Origin of the sequence: Nocardiopsis sp. LDBS0036 (genome assembly GCF_041228755.1) — a bacterium.
In the GTDB taxonomy this organism is placed as follows: Bacteria; Actinomycetota; Actinomycetes; order Streptosporangiales; family Streptosporangiaceae; genus Nocardiopsis; species Nocardiopsis dassonvillei.
Genome location: NZ_CP141103.1, coordinates 2,342,750 through 2,358,833, shown reverse-complemented (window position 1 = coordinate 2,358,833; position 16,084 = coordinate 2,342,750). Strand labels below are relative to the sequence as shown.

Genomic DNA, 16,084 nt, shown 5'->3' with positions numbered 1-16,084 from the left:
CCGTGATCTTCGAGTACGCGCCCGCACCGGAGTCCCGCTCCGTCGTCACCCTGCGCGAGAACTACGAGCTGTTCGTCGACGGCGCCTTCACCCCGGCCGAGGGCGGCGAGTACCTCACCACCCTCAACCCCGCCGACGAGACCGAGCTCGCCCGGGTCGCCGTCGCCGGACCCGCCGACGTGGACCGGGCCGTCGCCGCCGCCCGCCGCGCCTTCGACACCGTCTGGGGGCCGATGCCCGGGGCGGAGCGCGGCAAGTACCTGTTCCGCATCGCCCGCATCATCCAGGAGCGCTCGCGCGAGCTGGCCGTGCTGGAGTCGATGGACAACGGCAAGCCCATCAAGGAGACGCGCGACGTCGACCTGCCGCTGGTCGCCGCGCACTTCTTCTACCACGCGGGGTGGGCCGACAAGCTCGCCCACGCCGGGCTGGGCCCCGACCCGCGCCCGCTGGGCGTGGCCGCCCAGGTCATCCCGTGGAACTTCCCGCTGCTCATGCTCGCGTGGAAGGTCGCGCCGGCGCTGGCCACCGGCAACACCGTCGTGCTCAAGCCCGCCGAGACCACCCCGCTCACCGCGCTGGCCTTCGCCGAGATCTGCCAGGAGGCCGACCTGCCCCCGGGCGTGGTCAACATCCTCACCGGCGCGGGCGAGACCGGCCGGGCCCTCGTGGAGCACCCGGGCGCCGACAAGGTGGCCTTCACCGGCTCCACCGGGGTGGGCCGCCAGATCGCCCGCTCGGTCGCGGGCACCGGCAAGCGCCTCACCCTGGAGCTGGGCGGCAAGGGCGCCAACATCGTCTACGACGACGCGGCCCTGGACCAGGCGGTCGAGGGCGTCGTCTCGGGCATCTTCTTCAACCAGGGCCACGTGTGCTGCGCGGGTTCGCGGCTGCTGGTCCAGGAGTCGATCGCCGAGGAACTGCTGCCCCGGCTCAAGGAGCGCATCGCCAAGCTGCGCCTGGGCGACCCGCTGGACAAGAACACCGACATCGGCGCGATCAACTCCGCCGCGCAGCTGGAGCGCATCCGCGAACTCACCGACACCGGCGAGGAGGAGGGCGCCGAGCGCTGGTCGCCCGCCTGCGAGCTGCCCGCGAGCGGCTACTGGTTCGCGCCCACCGTCCTGACCGGCGTCAGCCAGTCCCACCGCGTGGCCCGCGAGGAGATCTTCGGCCCCGTGCTCTCGGTGCTGACCTTCCGCACCCCCGAGGAGGCCGTGGCCAAGGCCAACAACACCCCCTACGGCCTCTCCGCCGGGGTGTGGACCGAGAAGGGCTCGCGCATGCTCTGGACCGCCGAGCGCCTGCGCGCCGGGGTGATCTGGTCCAACACGTTCAACAAGTTCGACCCGACCAGCCCCTTCGGCGGCTACAAGGAGTCGGGATACGGCCGCGAGGGCGGGCGGCACGGATTGGAGGCCTACCTTGGCTGAGCGGCGCGAGAACCGGAAGACCGCCAAGAACGCGGCCAGGGCCGTCAAGGCCGCGAAGGGCACGGCCGTCGCCGCCGCGCCCGCCCGGCTGGCGGTCCGCAAGACCTACAAGCTCTACCTGGGCGGGGCCTTCCCCCGCTCGGAATCGGGCAGGAGCTACCCCGTGACCTCCGCCAGCGGCCAGCACCTGGCCAACGCCCCGCTCGCCTCCCGCAAGGACGCCCGCGACGCCGTGGCCGCAGCGCGCAAGGCCTTCGGCGGCTGGTCGGGCCGCACCGCCTACAACCGCGGCCAGATCCTGTACCGGGTCGCGGAGATGCTGGAGGGACGCCGCGACCAGTTCGCCGCCCAGGCCGTGGCCGTTCAGGGGCTCTCCCGCGCCGACGCCGAACGCGTGGTCGACGCCGCCGTGGACCGGTGGGTGTACTACGCGGGCTGGACCGACAAGGTCGCCCAGGTCCTGGGCGGCGCCAACCCCGTCTCGGGGCCCTACTACAACCACTCCGCGCCCGAGCCCACCGGCGTGGTCGCGGTGTTCGCCCCCCAGAACGCGCCGCTGCTCGGCCTGACCTCCGTGGTCGCCCCCGTGATCGCCACCGGCAACACCGCCGTCGTGGTCACCTCCGGGGACGCGCCGCTGGCCGCGATCGACCTGGCCGAGGTGCTGGCCACCTCCGACCTGCCGGGCGGCGTGGTCAACCTGCTCACCGGACGCGTGCCGGAACTGGGCCCCCACCTGGCCTCGCACGCCGACGTCAACGCCCTGGACCTGACCGGCGCCGGAGACCTGGCCGCGGAGTTCGAGAGGGCCGCCGCCGACACCCTCACCCGGGTGCTGCGCCCCGGCCCCGGCTCCGACGGCGGCGAGGAGGCCTGGCTCGACCCCGACCCCGGCACCGCGCGCCTGAAGCCCTTCCTGGAGACCAAGACGGTCTGGCACCCCGTGGGGATCTAGGGGGAGCCGAGGCCGCGGCCGGTGTGACGCACGGGTTCCACCGGCGACGATCCCGTACCCCCGGCGCGTCCGGGCAGCCCGGACGCGCCGCGGGTAGCAGGATCACGCGTACGGCACCGCGTCCGTGAACCCTTCCCGGGCACCAACGAACGGAGAGACCCGCTGTGACTCGCACACCCCAGGCAGCCGCCGAGGAGGCCGCCGCCGAACTGCGCTCGCGCACCGGCGTGGACGCCTACGACGTCGCCCTGGTCATGGGATCGGGGTGGGCCTCCGCGGCCGACCTGCTCGGTGACTCCGGTCAGGAGCTGCCCACCACCGACCTGCCCGGCTTCGTGCCCCCGGCCGTGGAGGGCCACAGCGGCACCGTGCGCAGCATCAGGGCGGGCGACCGCTCCCTGCTCGCCTTCCTGGGCCGCACCCACCTGTACGAGGGCCACGGCACCGACGCCGTCGTGCACGGCGTGCGCACCGCCGTGGCGGCCGGGGCCACCACGGTCGTGCTGACCAACGCCGCGGGCGGCATCAACCCCGCCTACGCGGTGGGGTCCCCGGTGCTCATCGCCGACCACCTCAACATGACCGCGCGGTCCCCGCTGACCGGCGCGACCTTCGTCGACCTCACCGAGACCTACACCCCCGCCCTGCGCGAGCTGGCCCGCTCGGTGGACCCCTCCCTGCCCGAGGGCGTGTACGCGGCCATGCCCGGCCCGCACTTCGAGACGCCCGCCGAGATCCGCATGCTCAGCGCCATGGGCGCCGACCTGGTCGGCATGTCCACCGTGCTGGAGGCGATCGCCGCCCGCGCCGCGGGAGCCCGCGTCCTGGGCCTGTCCCTGGTCACCAACGTCGCGGCCGGACTCACGGGGGCCAACCTCGACCACGAGGACGTGCTGGCCACCGGCCGCGACGCCGCCGCGACCGTCGGACGCCTGCTCGCCGACATCACCGCCAAGCTCTGAGGGGAGCCCCCATGACCGACCTCGCCCGGGCCAGACGGTGGATCGCCCAGGACCCCGACCCCGACACGCGCGCGGAGCTGGCGGGACTGGTGGAGCGCGCCGGCCGGGGCGAGGCCGACGCGCTGGCCGACCTGGACTCCCGCTTCGGGGCCCGCCTGGAGTTCGGCACCGCCGGACTGCGCGGCGCCCTCGGCGCGGGCCCCAACCGGATGAACCGGGTGGTGGTCATGCGAGCCGCCGCGGGGATCGCCGCCTGGCTCGGCGCGGGCCCCGGGCACGTGGTCGTCGGCTACGACGCCCGGCACCGCTCGGCGGACTTCGCCCGCGACAGCGCCGCCGTCCTCACCGGCGCCGGGCACCGCGTGTCCCTCATGCCCGGACCGCTGCCCACCCCCGTCCTGGCCTTCGCCGTCCGCGACCTGGGCGCCGACGCCGGGATCATGGTCACCGCCAGCCACAACCCGCCCCGGGACAACGGTTACAAGGTCTACGCGGGGGCGGCCAAGGCGGGCGGCGCCGCCGACGCGGGAACCCAGATCGTCTCCCCGGCCGACGCCGAGATCTCCGCCGCCATCGACGCGGTGGGCCCGGTCGACGAACTGCCGCTGGGCGAGGGGTGGACGGTGCTGGGGGAGGAGGCGGTGGAGCGCTACCTGGACGCGGTCACCGCGCTGGTCCCGGGCGGGGACCGCGACCTGGCCACCACCTACACCGCCATGCACGGGGTGGGCGGCCGGGTGCTGCTGGCGGCGATGGAGCGGGCCGGGTTCCCCCGCCCGTCCGTGGTCGCCGCCCAGTTCGAGCCCGACCCCGACTTCCCGACCGTGGACTTCCCCAACCCGGAGGAGCCCGGCGCCATGGACATGGCGCTGGCCACCGGCGCCGCCGACCGCTCCGACCTGGTCATCGCCAACGACCCCGACGCCGACCGGCTCGCGCTCGCGGTCCCCGGGCACGGCCTGCTCACCGGCAACGAGGTGGGCGGACTGCTGGCCGAGTACGTGCTCGACCACACCAGCGGGTCCGACCGGGTGGTGGCCGCCTCGATCGTCTCCTCCAGCCTGCTCGGCAAGATCGCCCGCGACCGGGGCGTGCACTACGAGGAGACCCTCACCGGCTTCAAGTGGCTGGCGCGCGCGGGCGGCCCCGGGCAGCGGCGGGTCTTCGCGTTCGAGGAGGCGCTGGGCTACTGCGTGGGCGCCGACGGCGGCCGTCCGGTCGCGGACAAGGACGGGATCAGCGCGGCCCTGGTGGCCGCGGCGCTCGCCGCCCGGGCCAAGCGGGAGGGCGCGACCCTGCTCGACCTGCTCGACGACCAGGCGCGCCGGTACGGCCTGCACCTGAGCGACCAGCTGTCGGTGCGGGTGGAGGACCTGACGGTCATCTCCGCGGCGATGCGGCGGTTGCGCGCCGAACCGCCCGCCGCGTTCGGTCCCCTGCGGGTGGTGGGGGTGGACGACTTCGCCGCCGGACACGCGGGTCTGCCGCCGACGGACGCCCTGCGCTTCCGGTTGGAGGGCAGGGGACGTGTGACGCTCAGGCCCTCGGGGACCGAGCCCAAGCTGAAGGCCTACGTCGAGGTGGTGCTGGATGTGGACGGTGACGTGGCGGCCACCCGCGCACTGGGCTCGGACCTGCTCGCCGAGCTGATGGCCTCGGTCACCGCGGCTGTCGGGGGTTGAGGGCGCCGCTCAGTCGCCGTCGGAGGGTTCCACGACCGGCCGGTGCACGACCTCGTCGATGACGGTGAGCGTCTGGGTGGACGTCACACCGGGAAGCGACTGCAACCGGGTGAGGATCAGGTCGCGGAGCTGGTTGGTGTTGGCCACGCGGACGAGGAGGACGATGTCCGCCGAGCCCACGACGTACCAGCAGTACTCGATCTCCGGGTAGGAGGACAGGATCTCCCGGTTGGCGCGCCAGTCCGGCTGGCTGCCCGAGATGAGGACGAGCGCGGTGACGCCGAGCCCCATCTTGGAGTGGTCGGTCACCACGGAGTAGCCGCGGATGACGCCCTCGTCGGTGAGCCGCTTGATGCGGTTGTAGGCCGTCGCGCGGGACACGTTGGCCAGTGCGGCGATCTCGGTGATCCCGGTCCGCGCGTCCTTGGCGAGCGCGCTCAGGATCGTCTGGTCGGTCGTGTCCGGCCGCCGGCCGTTCCTCCGCTGGTCGCCCATGGCCATGTGCGTGCTCCTCGTGTGCTCTTGTTTCAGGACGAAGCCCCTCACTGTCGTCGTTGACCGGGGCTAACGAGTTACCAGGTAAACGTTGTTTCCGTCTATCGGAATCTCAGTCGGCGAGATGCGCGGCGTTCGGGCACCCCCTCCGGCCGCCGCGGGGCGGCGCCGGAGGAGGACGGGAGCGGGGACCCTGGCGCGGGGTCCGACGGGCGGGGGAGGCGCGTCGGGAGTCCGACTGTACTCGTGGTCGACGCTGTCGGTGGATGGGGTGGTTTCCCGGACCGGCGGCGCCTACACCACGCGGCCCGGAACACGACAGAACTTCTTGCCGCGGGGTTCCGTGGGGTCCAAGTGTCGGGAAATCGGGGGGTTTCGTTGACCGGATGACCGGTGCCTCGAACGTATGCGCTCGACGCCGGGAAGTGCGCCCGCCGCGGCCGATCGCGGCTGTTCCGTGACCGTGGACCCCCCTCCCGGCGACGCCGCGTGCGCTCCCGGTCGCGGCTCGCGCTCCCCCGGGGCCCGAGGGCGTTCGTGGGGTGTACAGGCCCGTGTGTCGTTTTCTCGGGTGGAACGGGGTTCGAGCTGGACTCCGGAGAACCATATGGCGAATTTCGTTCCCGTATGTATCAAGTAGCGGCGGATATCTAGCGAAAGTGTCGAGTCTTCCGGAGAATCTGTGTACAGGACAGACACCACCCGGAGCCCGGACCGCGCCACCGCGTCGGACAGGGCCACGTTGGGAGCCGCTCGACATGCCCGCCAGCCGCCCGCCCTCGCCCCAGGACCCGCTGCGCGCAAGGCCCGGGGCCGCCGCCCCCGACGGAGGCGCCGTGCGTCCGGACCCCGCACCCCACGAGTCGGCGGACCGGGGCGCCATCACCGTGGGCCACCTGCCGCCCGACCTCACCCGCGCCCTCTACCGCCACATGAGGACCGCGCGCGACCTGGACACCGAGGCCATCGCCCTCCAGCGCCAGGGCGTCTTCCCCGCCTACGTGTCCGTGCGCGGCCAGGAGGCCGCCCAGGTCGCCAGCGCCTCGGCCCTGGACCCCGCGCGCGACTTCGTCTTCCCCACCTACCGGGAGATGGCCTCCGCCCTGGCCTACGGGGTGGAGATGGTCGGCTACATGGCCACCCACCGCGCCCTGTGGCACGGCGGCCTCTACGACGTCGCGGCCTCGCGGTTCGGCGCCGTCAACGCCGTGGTCGGCGGCCCCGTCCCGCACGCGGTCGGCTGGGCCGTGGGCGAGCGGCTGCGCGGCGACGACGGTGTGGCCCTGGCCTACTTCGGCGACGGCGCCAGCTCCGAGGGCGACGTCCACGAGGCCATGAACTTCGCCGGGGTCTTCGGCGCCCCCGTGGTCTTCTTCTGCCAGAACAACCAGTGGGCGCTGTCGGTGCCCAACCACCGCCAGGTCGCGGGCGGCTCGGTCAGCGCGCGCGCCGAGGGCTACGGCATGCCCGGCGTGCTGGTGGACGGCAACGACGCGGGCGCGGTCCACGAGGCCACCGCCGAGGCCGTCGCCCGGGCCCGCCGCGGCGAGGGGCCCACCCTCATCGAGGCGCTCACCTACCGCGTGGAGCCGCACTCCACCTCCGACGACCCCGGCCGCTACCGCGACGACGCCGAGGCCCAGCGCTGGCGCGAGCGCGACCCCGTCACCCTGCTGCGCGAGGCCCTGCTCGCCGCCGGGCACGCCGACGAGGGCGAACTCGCCCGGGTCGACGCCGAGGCCCGCCGGGAGGCCGAGCGCATCCGCGACGGCGTGGCCACCGCGCCCGAACCGGGCGGATCGGAGCTGTTCACCCACGTCTTCCGGGAGACCACCGAGGAGCTGACCCGGCAGCGCCGCACCTGGCAGGAAGAGGTCGAGCTGTGACCGAGCTGATCGAACGCGCCGACACCGCCGCCGAGGCCCCCGCGGTCGAGCTGTCCATGCAGCAGGCCATCAACCGCGCCCTGCGCGACCTGCTCGCCGAGGACCCCGACGTGCTGGTCTTCGGCGAGGACGTGGGCGCCCTGGGCGGGGTCTTCCGCGTCACCGACGGGCTCCAGAAGGAGTTCGGGGACACGCGTGTCTTCGACACCCCGCTGGCCGAGTCCGCCATCATGGGCATGGCGGTCGGCCTGGCCATGAACGGCTGGCGGCCCGTCCCCGAGCTCCAGTTCGACGGTTTCGCCTACCCCGCGATCGACCAGATCGTCAACCAGGTGGCGCGCATGAACTACCGCACCCGCGGCGCGACCCCCATGCCGATCACCCTGCGCCTGCCCTCCTTCGGCGGCATCCAGGCGCCCGAGCACCACGGCGAGAGCCTGGAGGCGCTCTTCGCCCACACCCCCGGCCTCAAGGTCGCCGCGCCCTCGGACCCCGCCGACGCCTACAGCCTGCTGCTCCAGTCGGTGCGCTCCGACGACCCCGTCGTCTACATGGAGCCCAAGGCCCGCTACTGGGACCGCAGGCCCGTGCGGCTGCGCGAGCCCAGCGAGCCCATCGGCACCAGCCGCATCGTGCGCCCTGGCAGGCACGCCACCCTCATCGCCTGGGGCGCCATGGTGCACCGCTGCGTCCAGGTGGCCGACCTGGCCGCGGAGGACGGCGTGGACCTGGAGGTGCTGGACCTGCGCTGGCTCAAGCCCCTGGACGCCGCCGGGATGGCCGCCTCGGTCGCGCGCACCGGACGGGCCGTGGTCGTGCACGAGGCGCCGCTGACCGCCGGACTCGGCGCGGAGGTGGCCGCCCTGGTCACCGAGCGCTGCTTCCGCGACCTGTCCGCCCCCGTCCAGCGCGTCACCGGGTTCGACGTGCCCTACCCCGCGGGCCCCCTGGAGCCGCAGTACCTGCCGACCATCGACCGCGTCCTGCTCGCGGTGCAACGGACCCTGGAGTACTAGAGCGACCATGGCAGAAGACAACATCACCTTCTCCCTTCCCGACCTGGGCGAGGGGCTGGTCGAGGCGACCGTCCTGGAGTGGCAGGTCGCCGTGGGCGAGGAGATCGAGCGCAACGCCCCCCTGGTGGAGGTGGAGACCACCAAGTCCGCGGTGGTCATCCCCTCGCCCCAGGCGGGCCGGATCGTCCAGCTGCACGCCGAGGAGGACCAGGTGGTCCCGGTCGGCGCGCCCTTGGTGACCTTCGCGGTCCAGTCCTCCGGCGACGCGCCGCGGGCGGGCATCGTGGGCCGCGTCCCCGACGAGCAGGCCCGGCCCGCCCGCCGGGTCCGGCTCAGGCCCCCCACGGACTGACGGCGGCCGACCGCGGGGCCCGTTCGGAGGAAGACACGAACGGCGGCGCCTCCGGGCGCGCGCCATTCGGAGGAAAATCCGGCCGGGCCCCGCGTTTTTCCCTTTTCTTTTCGAAAAAATGGTGGGTGGTTTTCATGTCCGTGAATCTCGCCGGCGGCGTGACAATGCGTTATGCGGATTTGCGCCCGCAGGCTCAGGAGGGCGGGGTCCCCGTACTCCTCCTGCACGGTTTCGGCACCGACTTCGGCATGAATTGGCGGGCCGCCGGGTGGACGCGGGCCCTGGAGTCGGCTGGGCTACGGGTGATCGGGCCGGATCTGCGCGGTCACGGAAACAGTGACAAACCGACCGACAGCGCTTTCTACCTGCCCGGACACTTCGTCGCCGACCTCGTCTCCATGCTCGACGAGTTGGCGGTGGACAAGGTCGACGTGGTCGGTTACTCCATGGGTTCGCGCCTGGCCTGGGAACTCGCGCTGACCGCTCCCGAACGCGTCAGGCGGGTGGTTCTCGGCGGTTTCGGACCGAAAAACGCCTTCGCCGGAACGGACCTGTCCGACCCCGGTTCCGGGGACACGCCCTTCGACCACGTCTACCGGACGGTGGCCGCCCTGCCCTCCAACGACCCCGCCGCGCTGGCCGCCTGCGCGCGCGGCCAGGCCTCGCGCCCCTTCGCCGCGGAGCCCCCGCTCAGCGGGTTTCCGGTGCTGCTGGTCTCGGGCGCCCGGGACCAGCTCGCCGAGGGCGCCGCGGCCCTGGCCGAGCGCTGCGGCGGCACGCACGTGGAGATCCCCGGGCGCGACCACGCCAACGCCGTCTCCTCCCGGCACTTCCGGCAGGCCGTGCTGGACTTCCTGGCCGACTGACGCCGGGCGGAGCCCCGCAGCTCCCGCCGCCCGGCGCGGTTAGTCCGGTCTAGACCAGCCCCCTCCGACGTGCCGCTGTGACAACCGGTGAAGGGGGCGAAGCCATGCGTGGTAATGCCGTGTCGGGGCGGGGAACGGCTTCCCCGCAACACAATCCCGAAACACCGCCGACCGCTTCGGGCGCACGCTTGTCGACTTTCGGGTAAGGGCCCGTGTCGCTACGCTCTCGCCTTCATAACAACTCCGCCCGTTGGTTAGATGTACTTTCGGCCACCGGATATCGTCCGGCTGCAGAACTCAGGTCGGTCGCGAGCGAATGCTGGCCGCTGAGAGGGCGTAAGAGGAGTGAGAAGTGAAGCGCAGCAACACAGTCAGGTTCGCCGCGGCCGCGGCGGCCGGTGTGCTCGCCCTCACCGCGTGTGACAGCGCGGCCGAAGAGGGCGGCGGCGAGGGCGGCGGCGAGGAGTCCGCCTCCGAGCTCCAGGTCGGCCTGGCCTACGACGTCGGCGGTCGCGGCGACCGCTCCTTCAACGACTCGGCCTACCGGGGACTGGAGCGGGCGGCCGAGGAGCTCGGCGTCGAGGTCAACGACTTCGAGCCCAGCGACGGCGAGGCCGAGTCCGCCAAGGAGGACCGCCTGGCCACGATGGCCGAGGAGGGCTACGACGTCGTCATCGCCGTCGGGTTCGCCTACGACGGCGCCGTGCGCGCGGTCGCGCCGGAGTACCCGGACGTCCACTTCGCCATCGTGGACTCCGAGATCGCCGACATCGACAACGTCACCAGCCTGGTCTTCGCCGAGGAGCAGGCCTCCTTCCTGGCCGGCGCCGCCGCGGCGCTGACCACCGAGGAGGACCACGTCGGCTTCGTCGGCGGCGTCGAGACCCCGCTGATCCACAAGTTCGAGGCCGGTTACGCCGCGGGCGTGGAGCACGTCAACGAGGACATCACCGTCGAGGTCGACTACCTGAGCCAGCCGCCGGACTTCAGCGGCTTCAGCGACCCCGCCAAGGGCCGTGAGACCGCCCAGGCCCAGTACGACCGCGGCGCGGACGTGATCTACCACGCCGCCGGCGCGTCGGGCAACGGCGTCCTGGAGTCGGCCGTGGCCAACGACTTCACCTTCATCGGCGTCGACAGCGACCAGTACGAGAACGCCGCCGAGGACCAGAAACCGCACGTGCTCACCTCCGCCATCAAGCAGGTGGACGTGGCCGTGTTCGAGCTGATCTCCGCCGCCACCGAGGGAGGGGTCGAGGGCGGCATCCAGCGCTTCGAGCTCGCCGACGGCGGCGTGGACTACACCACCTCCAACGAGGAGGCGATCAGCCCCGTCCAGGAGCAGCTGGACGAGATCAAGCAGCAGATCATCGACGGCGAGATCGAGGTCCCGACCGAGCCGTAGACCGCGCCACGCGCGACCGTCGTCGCGGGGGCGCCCGCGGCGGCCAGCATCCACGGGCGGCAGCGACCGGGGTAGATCCCCGGTCGGTGCCGCCCCGGTTGCCGTTCGGCGGCGGGGCGTCCAGCAGCGGCCGCGACCCGGCCGGTTCCGCGGCGCCACACCGCACATTCCACGAGGAGACTGATGAGCAGCACGCCATCGGGCGAGGGGGCCCTGGCGCCCCCCGCCGTTGAGCTGCGCGGGATCACCAAGCGTTTTCCCGGCGTCGTGGCCAACCACGACATCGACATCACCGTGGCTCCCGGTACCGTGCACGCCATCGTCGGCGAGAACGGTGCGGGCAAGTCCACGCTGATGAAGACCCTGTACGGCATGCACCGGCCGGACGAGGGACACATCTACGTCCAGGGCCGAGAGGTGCGCTTCGGCTCGCCCTCCGACGCCATCCGCAACGGCATCGGCATGGTGCACCAGCACTTCATGCTCGCCGACAACCTCACCGTGCTGGAGAACGTGGTCCTGGGCGCCGAGCGCCGCCACGGCATCGGCAACCGCGCCCGCGCGCGCATCCGCGAGCTGTCCGCCCAGTACGGCCTGGGGGTCGACCCCGACCGCCTCATGGAGGAACTGGGCGTGGGCGACCGCCAGCGCGTGGAGATCCTCAAGGTCCTCTACCGCGGCGCGCGGACCATCATCCTCGACGAGCCCACCGCCGTCCTGGTCCCGCAGGAGGTCGACGAGCTCTTCGACAACCTGCGCGAGCTCAAGCGCGAGGGCCTGACCGTCATCTTCATCTCCCACAAGCTGGACGAGGTGCTCTCCGTCGCCGACGAGATCACCGTGATCCGCCGCGGCACCACCGTGGCCACCGCGGACCCGGGCACCACCACCGCCCGGGACCTGGCCACGCTCATGGTAGGCGGCGAGCTGCCCGTGCCCGAGCTGCGCGAGTCCACCGTCACCGACCACGTCGTGCTGTCCCTGGACGGGGTCACCGTGCACTCCGCCGACGGCCGCGCCGTCGTGGACGGGGTGAGCGTCGACATCCGCCGGGGCGAGATCGTCGGCATCGCCGGTGTCGAGGGCAACGGCCAGTCCGAGCTCATCGAGGCCATCATGGGCATGCGCCCGCTGGCCGCCGGGAGCATCCGCCTGGAGGAGCAGGACATCACCGGCTGGCCCACTCTCAGGATCCGCGAGGCGGGTGTGGGCTACATCCCCGAGGACCGCCACCGGCACGGCGTGCTGCTGGAGTCCCCCCTGTGGGAGAACCGCATCCTCGGCCACCAGACCAAGGAGCCCAGCGTCCGCGGCCCCTGGATCAACCGGACCGGCGCGCGTGCCGACTCCGAGCGCATCGTCGCCGAGTACGACGTGCGCACCCCGGGGATCGACGTCATCGCCGACGCCCTGTCCGGCGGCAACCAGCAGAAGTTCATCATCGGCCGGGAGATGAGCGGCTCCCCGCGCTTCCTGGTCGCCGCCCACCCCACCCGGGGCGTGGACGTGGGCGCCCAGGCCGCCATCTGGGAGCAGCTGCGCGACGCCCGTGCCGCGGGCCTGGCCGTGCTTCTGGTCTCCGCCGACCTGGACGAGCTGATCGGCATGTCCGACACCCTCCACGTCATCCTGCGCGGCCGACTGGTCGCGCAGGCCGACCCGACCACCGTCACACCCGAACAGCTGGGCTCGGCCATGACCGGCGCCGGACTGCACCGGGCCGACCAGAGCACGGAAGGCGACAGCGGTGCCGACCGAAACGGAAGCGAGGGCGGCGCATGAGTAGGATCCCCCGTCCCGCGAGGACCCTGCCCGCACCCGCGGCCGCGGGCGTCGCGATCGCCCTGGGCGTGGTGCTGACCATCGCCCTGGACACGGCGCTGCTGTGGTGGGCGGCGCTGATCATCGGCGTCGTCGCGGCCTTCGCCTTCGTGGCCTGGTCCGGGCCCATGGTGCCGCGCGAGCGCCGCGCGGGCGCGGACGGCGCCCGCGAGGAGGGCACGGTCCTGCACAACACGCTGGTGGTGCCCACCGCCCTCGTGCTGTCGGTGGCCGCCGGTCTGCTGACCGCGTGGTTCCTGGACCTGTCCCTGATCGAGCCGGTGGCCGCCGCGCTGGGCGCGCTGGCCGGCTCCGCCGCGGCCTTCTGGCTGTTCCACCGGCTGTCGGCCATGCTGGCGCTGTCCTTCGCCGCGGTCCTGGCCGCCGGGGTCATCGCGACCGCGGTCACCGCGGCCGTGCTGTTCTTCAGCGGCATCCCGCCGCTGGCCACGTTCGAGCGGATGCTGGAGTACGGCACCCGGCCCGACAGCCTGGTGCGCATCGTCAACGACGGCACCACGTACTACCTGGCCGCGGTCGCGGTGGCGATCGGCTTCAAGATGAAGCTGTTCAACATCGGCGTGGACGGCCAGTACCGGCTCGCCGCGCTGCTGTCGGCCGCCGTGGGCGGTTACATCATGCTGCCGCCGGTACTCAGCCAGATCGTCATCGTCATCACGGCCGTGGCCGTGGGCGGCGTGTGGGCGGGTATCGCCGGGTACCTCAAGGTGACCCGCGGCGTGTCCGAGGTGATCTCCACGATCATGCTCAACTCCATCGCCACCGGTGTCACCGCCTACCTGCTGAGCACCGACCGCCTCGCGGTGGAGATCAGCACCAACAACATCGGCACCCCGCCGATGCCCGAGTCCTCCTGGGTGCCCGGCATCCCGGCGGGCTTCCTCGGCTCGGACGAGACGATCTTCGGGTTCGTGCTCCTGGCCGTGGCCGTCGGCATCGGCTACTGGGTGATGCTCAACCGCACCCGCTTCGGCTTCGAACTGCGGGCCACCGGCCAGTCGCAGACCGCGGCCGAGGCCAGCGGCGTCAACGTCAAGAAGATGGTGTTCCTGTCCATGCTCTTCTCGGGCATGGTCGCTGGTCTGGTGGGCCTGCCCCAGTTGCTGGGCAGCTCGCACCACTACGCCCTGGACTTCCCGACCGGCATCGGCTTCATCGGCATCGCCATCGCGCTGCTGGGTCGCAACCACCCCGTGGGCATCGTCTTCGCCGCCCTGTTCTGGGCCTTCCTGAACCAGGCGTCGGGCATCCTGCCCTTCGACGGCATCCCGCAGGAGATCGCGGTCATCTCGCAGGCCACCATCGTCCTCACCGTGGTCGTGGTCTACGAGGTCGTGCACCGCTGGGGCCGCCGCTACCAGCAGCAGCAGATCGGCAGGCAGCTCGGCACCACCGCCGAGTCGCCCGCCCCGGAGACGGTGAAGGTGTCCGCGGACGAGACGTCCCCGGCCCCCGCGGACGGTTCCACCGAAGCGGGCACCGCCCCCGAACCCGAGGACAGGCGCGGAGGGGAGGCCAAGTGAGCCAGGAGATCAACGTGATGGAGCCGGTGGCCAAGCCCGCCGCCCGGCCCCGGGGATGGGCGCGCTGGCGCATCCTCACCCTGTTCGGCGCGGTGCTGGTGTCCCTGGCGGGACTGCGGGTCATCACCGGGCACGACATGCTCACCGACGCGGGCACCATCAGCACCACCATCACCTTCGCGGTGCCCATCGGGCTGGCCGCGCTGGGCGGTCTGTGGGCCGAACGCGCGGGCGTCATCAACATCGGCCTCGAGGGCATGATGATCCTGGGCACCTGGTTCGGCGCCTACTTCGCCTGGTCCACGGGCAACCCGTGGATCGGGCTGCTGGCGGGCGTGCTCGCCGGTATGGCGGGCGGGCTCCTGCACGCCGTGGCCACGGTGACCTTCGCGGTGGACCACATCGTCTCCGGCGTGGCGATCAACATCCTCATGCTCGGCGCGATGCGCTACCTGTCGATCCTGGTCTACTCCGACGTGCCCGGCGCGGGCGCGGCCCAGTCGCCCCCGGCGCCCTCGTTCCCGGTGTGGGACCTGCCCCTCGTGGCGCAGGCCCTCAGGCCGGTCGCCGACAGCGGGGTCTTCCTGGTCAGCGACCTGGCCTCGCTGGTGCTCGGCGCGACCACGAACATGCCCGCGCTGACGGTCGTCGCGATCCTGATGATCCCGCTGACCTACCTGGTGCTGTGGCGGACCACGTTCGGCCTGCGACTGCGCTCGGTGGGCGAGAACCCCGACGCCGCCGAGTCCCTGGGCGTGCCGGTGTACAGCCTCAAGTACGTCGCGGTGATCGTCTCCGGCGGCCTGGCGGGCATGGGCGGCGTGTTCCTGTCCGTGGTCGCCTCGCAGATCTACCAGGAGGGCCAGACCGGCGGCCGCGGCTACATCGGCCTGGCCGCGATGATCTTCGGCAACTGGCGACCGGGCGGCCTGGCCATGGGCGCGGGCCTGTTCGGCTACACCGACGCCCTCCAGGTGCGCGGCGGCGGCGCGGCGGTGCACGCCCTGCTGCTGCTCCTGGCCGTGGCGCTGGTGGGCGTGGCCGTGTGGCAGGTGCGCCGGGACCGCAAGGGCCTGGCCGCCTTCGGCGCGCTCACGGCGGTGCTGCTGTTCGTGTGGTACTTCTCCACCGACTCGCTGCCGCGCGAGCTGGCCACCTACAGCCCGCACATCGCCACCCTGCTGGTGCTCTCGCTGGCCTCGCAACGGCTCCGGCCACCGGCCGGGGTCGGCAAGCAGTGGAGGGCGAGCCGGTCATGACCGACGCACCACTGGACCCGGCGAGCGTGGACTGGGAGGCCCTGCGGGCCGCCGCCCGCGAGGCCATGGGCCGCGCCTACGCGCCCTACTCCCAGTACCCGGTGGGCGCGGCGGCGCTGGTCGACGACGGCCGCACCGTCAGCGGCTGCAACGTGGAGAACGCCTCCTACGGGCTCGGCCTGTGCGCCGAGTGCGGCCTGGTCAGCGCCCTGCACGCCTCCGGCGGGGGCCGTCTGACGGCCTTCAGCTGCGTGGACGGGCGGGGCGAGCTGCTCATGCCGTGCGGGCGCTGCCGCCAGCTCCTGTTCGAGCACGGCGGGCCGCAGCTGCTCGTGGACACCCCCGAGGGGGTCTGGACCATGGACCGGGTGCTGCCGCAGGCCTTCGGCCCGCACAGCCTGACGTGAC

At 72.7% G+C, this 16,084-nt stretch carries 14 protein-coding genes; 13 read left to right on the top strand and 1 reads right to left on the bottom strand.

The window, feature by feature from the left end:
* Window positions 1-2: 2 nt before the first annotated feature.
* The 4 genes from UIS43_RS09850 (at window position 3) to UIS43_RS09835 (ending at window position 5,032) form a co-directional block, all read left to right on the top strand.
* Window positions 3-1,433, top strand: a complete 1,431-nt coding sequence (locus UIS43_RS09850) for an aldehyde dehydrogenase family protein (protein WP_370013001.1) — start codon at window positions 3-5, stop codon at window positions 1,431-1,433.
* Window positions 1,426-2,388, top strand: a complete 963-nt coding sequence (locus UIS43_RS09845) for an aldehyde dehydrogenase family protein (RefSeq protein ID WP_013154260.1) — start codon at window positions 1,426-1,428, stop codon at window positions 2,386-2,388. Before UIS43_RS09850 ends, UIS43_RS09845 begins: the two co-directional genes overlap by 8 nt.
* Window positions 2,389-2,552: 164 nt before the next feature.
* Window positions 2,553-3,350: a purine-nucleoside phosphorylase gene (locus UIS43_RS09840; RefSeq protein ID WP_013154259.1), complete on the top strand. Its 798-nt coding sequence runs from the start codon at window positions 2,553-2,555 to the stop codon at window positions 3,348-3,350.
* Window positions 3,351-3,361: 11 nt separating this feature from the next.
* Window positions 3,362-5,032 (top strand): phospho-sugar mutase, encoded by a 1,671-nt coding sequence (locus UIS43_RS09835; protein ID WP_013154258.1) that lies wholly within the window; start codon window positions 3,362-3,364, stop codon window positions 5,030-5,032.
* A gap of 9 nt (window positions 5,033-5,041) precedes the next feature.
* On the opposite strand, the gene UIS43_RS09830 is transcribed toward UIS43_RS09835, so the two are convergent.
* Window positions 5,042-5,533, bottom strand: coding sequence for an Lrp/AsnC family transcriptional regulator (locus tag UIS43_RS09830; RefSeq protein WP_013154257.1), 492 nt, complete (start codon window positions 5,531-5,533; stop codon window positions 5,042-5,044).
* An 881-nt stretch (window positions 5,534-6,414) separates the two neighbouring features.
* Between UIS43_RS09830 and UIS43_RS09825 the strand changes: the two genes are divergently transcribed.
* The 9 genes from UIS43_RS09825 (at window position 6,415) to UIS43_RS09785 (ending at window position 16,083) form a co-directional block, all read left to right on the top strand.
* Window positions 6,415-7,413 carry a thiamine pyrophosphate-dependent dehydrogenase E1 component subunit alpha gene (locus UIS43_RS09825; protein ID WP_370013242.1) on the top strand — a complete coding sequence of 333 codons (999 nt, stop codon included), beginning with the start codon at window positions 6,415-6,417 and terminating at the stop codon, window positions 7,411-7,413.
* Complete coding sequence (locus UIS43_RS09820) at window positions 7,410-8,429, top strand: alpha-ketoacid dehydrogenase subunit beta (protein ID WP_013154255.1); 1,020 nt, start codon at window positions 7,410-7,412, stop codon at window positions 8,427-8,429. Before UIS43_RS09825 ends, UIS43_RS09820 begins: the two co-directional genes overlap by 4 nt.
* Before the next feature lie 7 nt (window positions 8,430-8,436).
* Entirely contained in the window at window positions 8,437-8,781 is a 345-nt protein-coding gene (locus tag UIS43_RS09815; protein ID WP_013154254.1) for a biotin/lipoyl-containing protein, read from the top strand.
* Between the two features lie 164 nt (window positions 8,782-8,945).
* Window positions 8,946-9,647, top strand: a complete 702-nt coding sequence (locus UIS43_RS09810) for an alpha/beta fold hydrolase (RefSeq protein WP_071622490.1) — start codon at window positions 8,946-8,948, stop codon at window positions 9,645-9,647.
* A 352-nt stretch (window positions 9,648-9,999) separates the two neighbouring features.
* Entirely contained in the window at window positions 10,000-11,052 is a 1,053-nt protein-coding gene (locus tag UIS43_RS09805) for a BMP family protein (RefSeq protein WP_013154252.1), read from the top strand.
* A gap of 183 nt (window positions 11,053-11,235) precedes the next feature.
* Entirely contained in the window at window positions 11,236-12,834 is a 1,599-nt protein-coding gene (locus UIS43_RS09800; protein WP_013154251.1) for an ABC transporter ATP-binding protein, read from the top strand.
* The gene (locus tag UIS43_RS09795; RefSeq protein ID WP_370012998.1) at window positions 12,831-14,417 is read left to right on the top strand and encodes an ABC transporter permease; all 1,587 of its coding nucleotides are present in this window, start codon (window positions 12,831-12,833) and stop codon (window positions 14,415-14,417) included. Before UIS43_RS09800 ends, UIS43_RS09795 begins: the two co-directional genes overlap by 4 nt.
* Window positions 14,414-15,676 carry an ABC transporter permease gene (locus UIS43_RS09790; RefSeq protein WP_013154249.1) on the top strand — a complete coding sequence of 421 codons (1,263 nt, stop codon included), beginning with the start codon at window positions 14,414-14,416 and terminating at the stop codon, window positions 15,674-15,676. Before UIS43_RS09795 ends, UIS43_RS09790 begins: the two co-directional genes overlap by 4 nt.
* Window positions 15,655-16,083, top strand: a complete 429-nt coding sequence (locus tag UIS43_RS09785) for a cytidine deaminase (RefSeq protein ID WP_019609722.1) — start codon at window positions 15,655-15,657, stop codon at window positions 16,081-16,083. The genes UIS43_RS09790 and UIS43_RS09785 overlap by 22 nt, the downstream gene beginning before the upstream one ends.
* Window position 16,084: the final 1 nt, after the last annotated feature.

Bases quoted from the DNA above. Each gene is read 5' to 3' on its own strand.
- UIS43_RS09830 (WP_013154257.1), bottom strand. From the start codon at position 5,533: ATGGCCATGGGCGACCAGCGGAGGAACGGCCGGCGGCCGGACACGACC.
- UIS43_RS09835 (WP_013154258.1), top strand. From the start codon at position 3,362: ATGACCGACCTCGCCCGGGCCAGACGGTGGATCGCCCAGGACCCCGAC.
- UIS43_RS09800 (WP_013154251.1), top strand. From the start codon at position 11,236: ATGAGCAGCACGCCATCGGGCGAGGGGGCCCTGGCGCCCCCCGCCGTT.
- UIS43_RS09795 (WP_370012998.1), top strand. From the start codon at position 12,831: ATGAGTAGGATCCCCCGTCCCGCGAGGACCCTGCCCGCACCCGCGGCC.
- UIS43_RS09810 (WP_071622490.1), top strand. From the start codon at position 8,946: ATGCGTTATGCGGATTTGCGCCCGCAGGCTCAGGAGGGCGGGGTCCCC.
- UIS43_RS09815 (WP_013154254.1), top strand. From the start codon at position 8,437: ATGGCAGAAGACAACATCACCTTCTCCCTTCCCGACCTGGGCGAGGGG.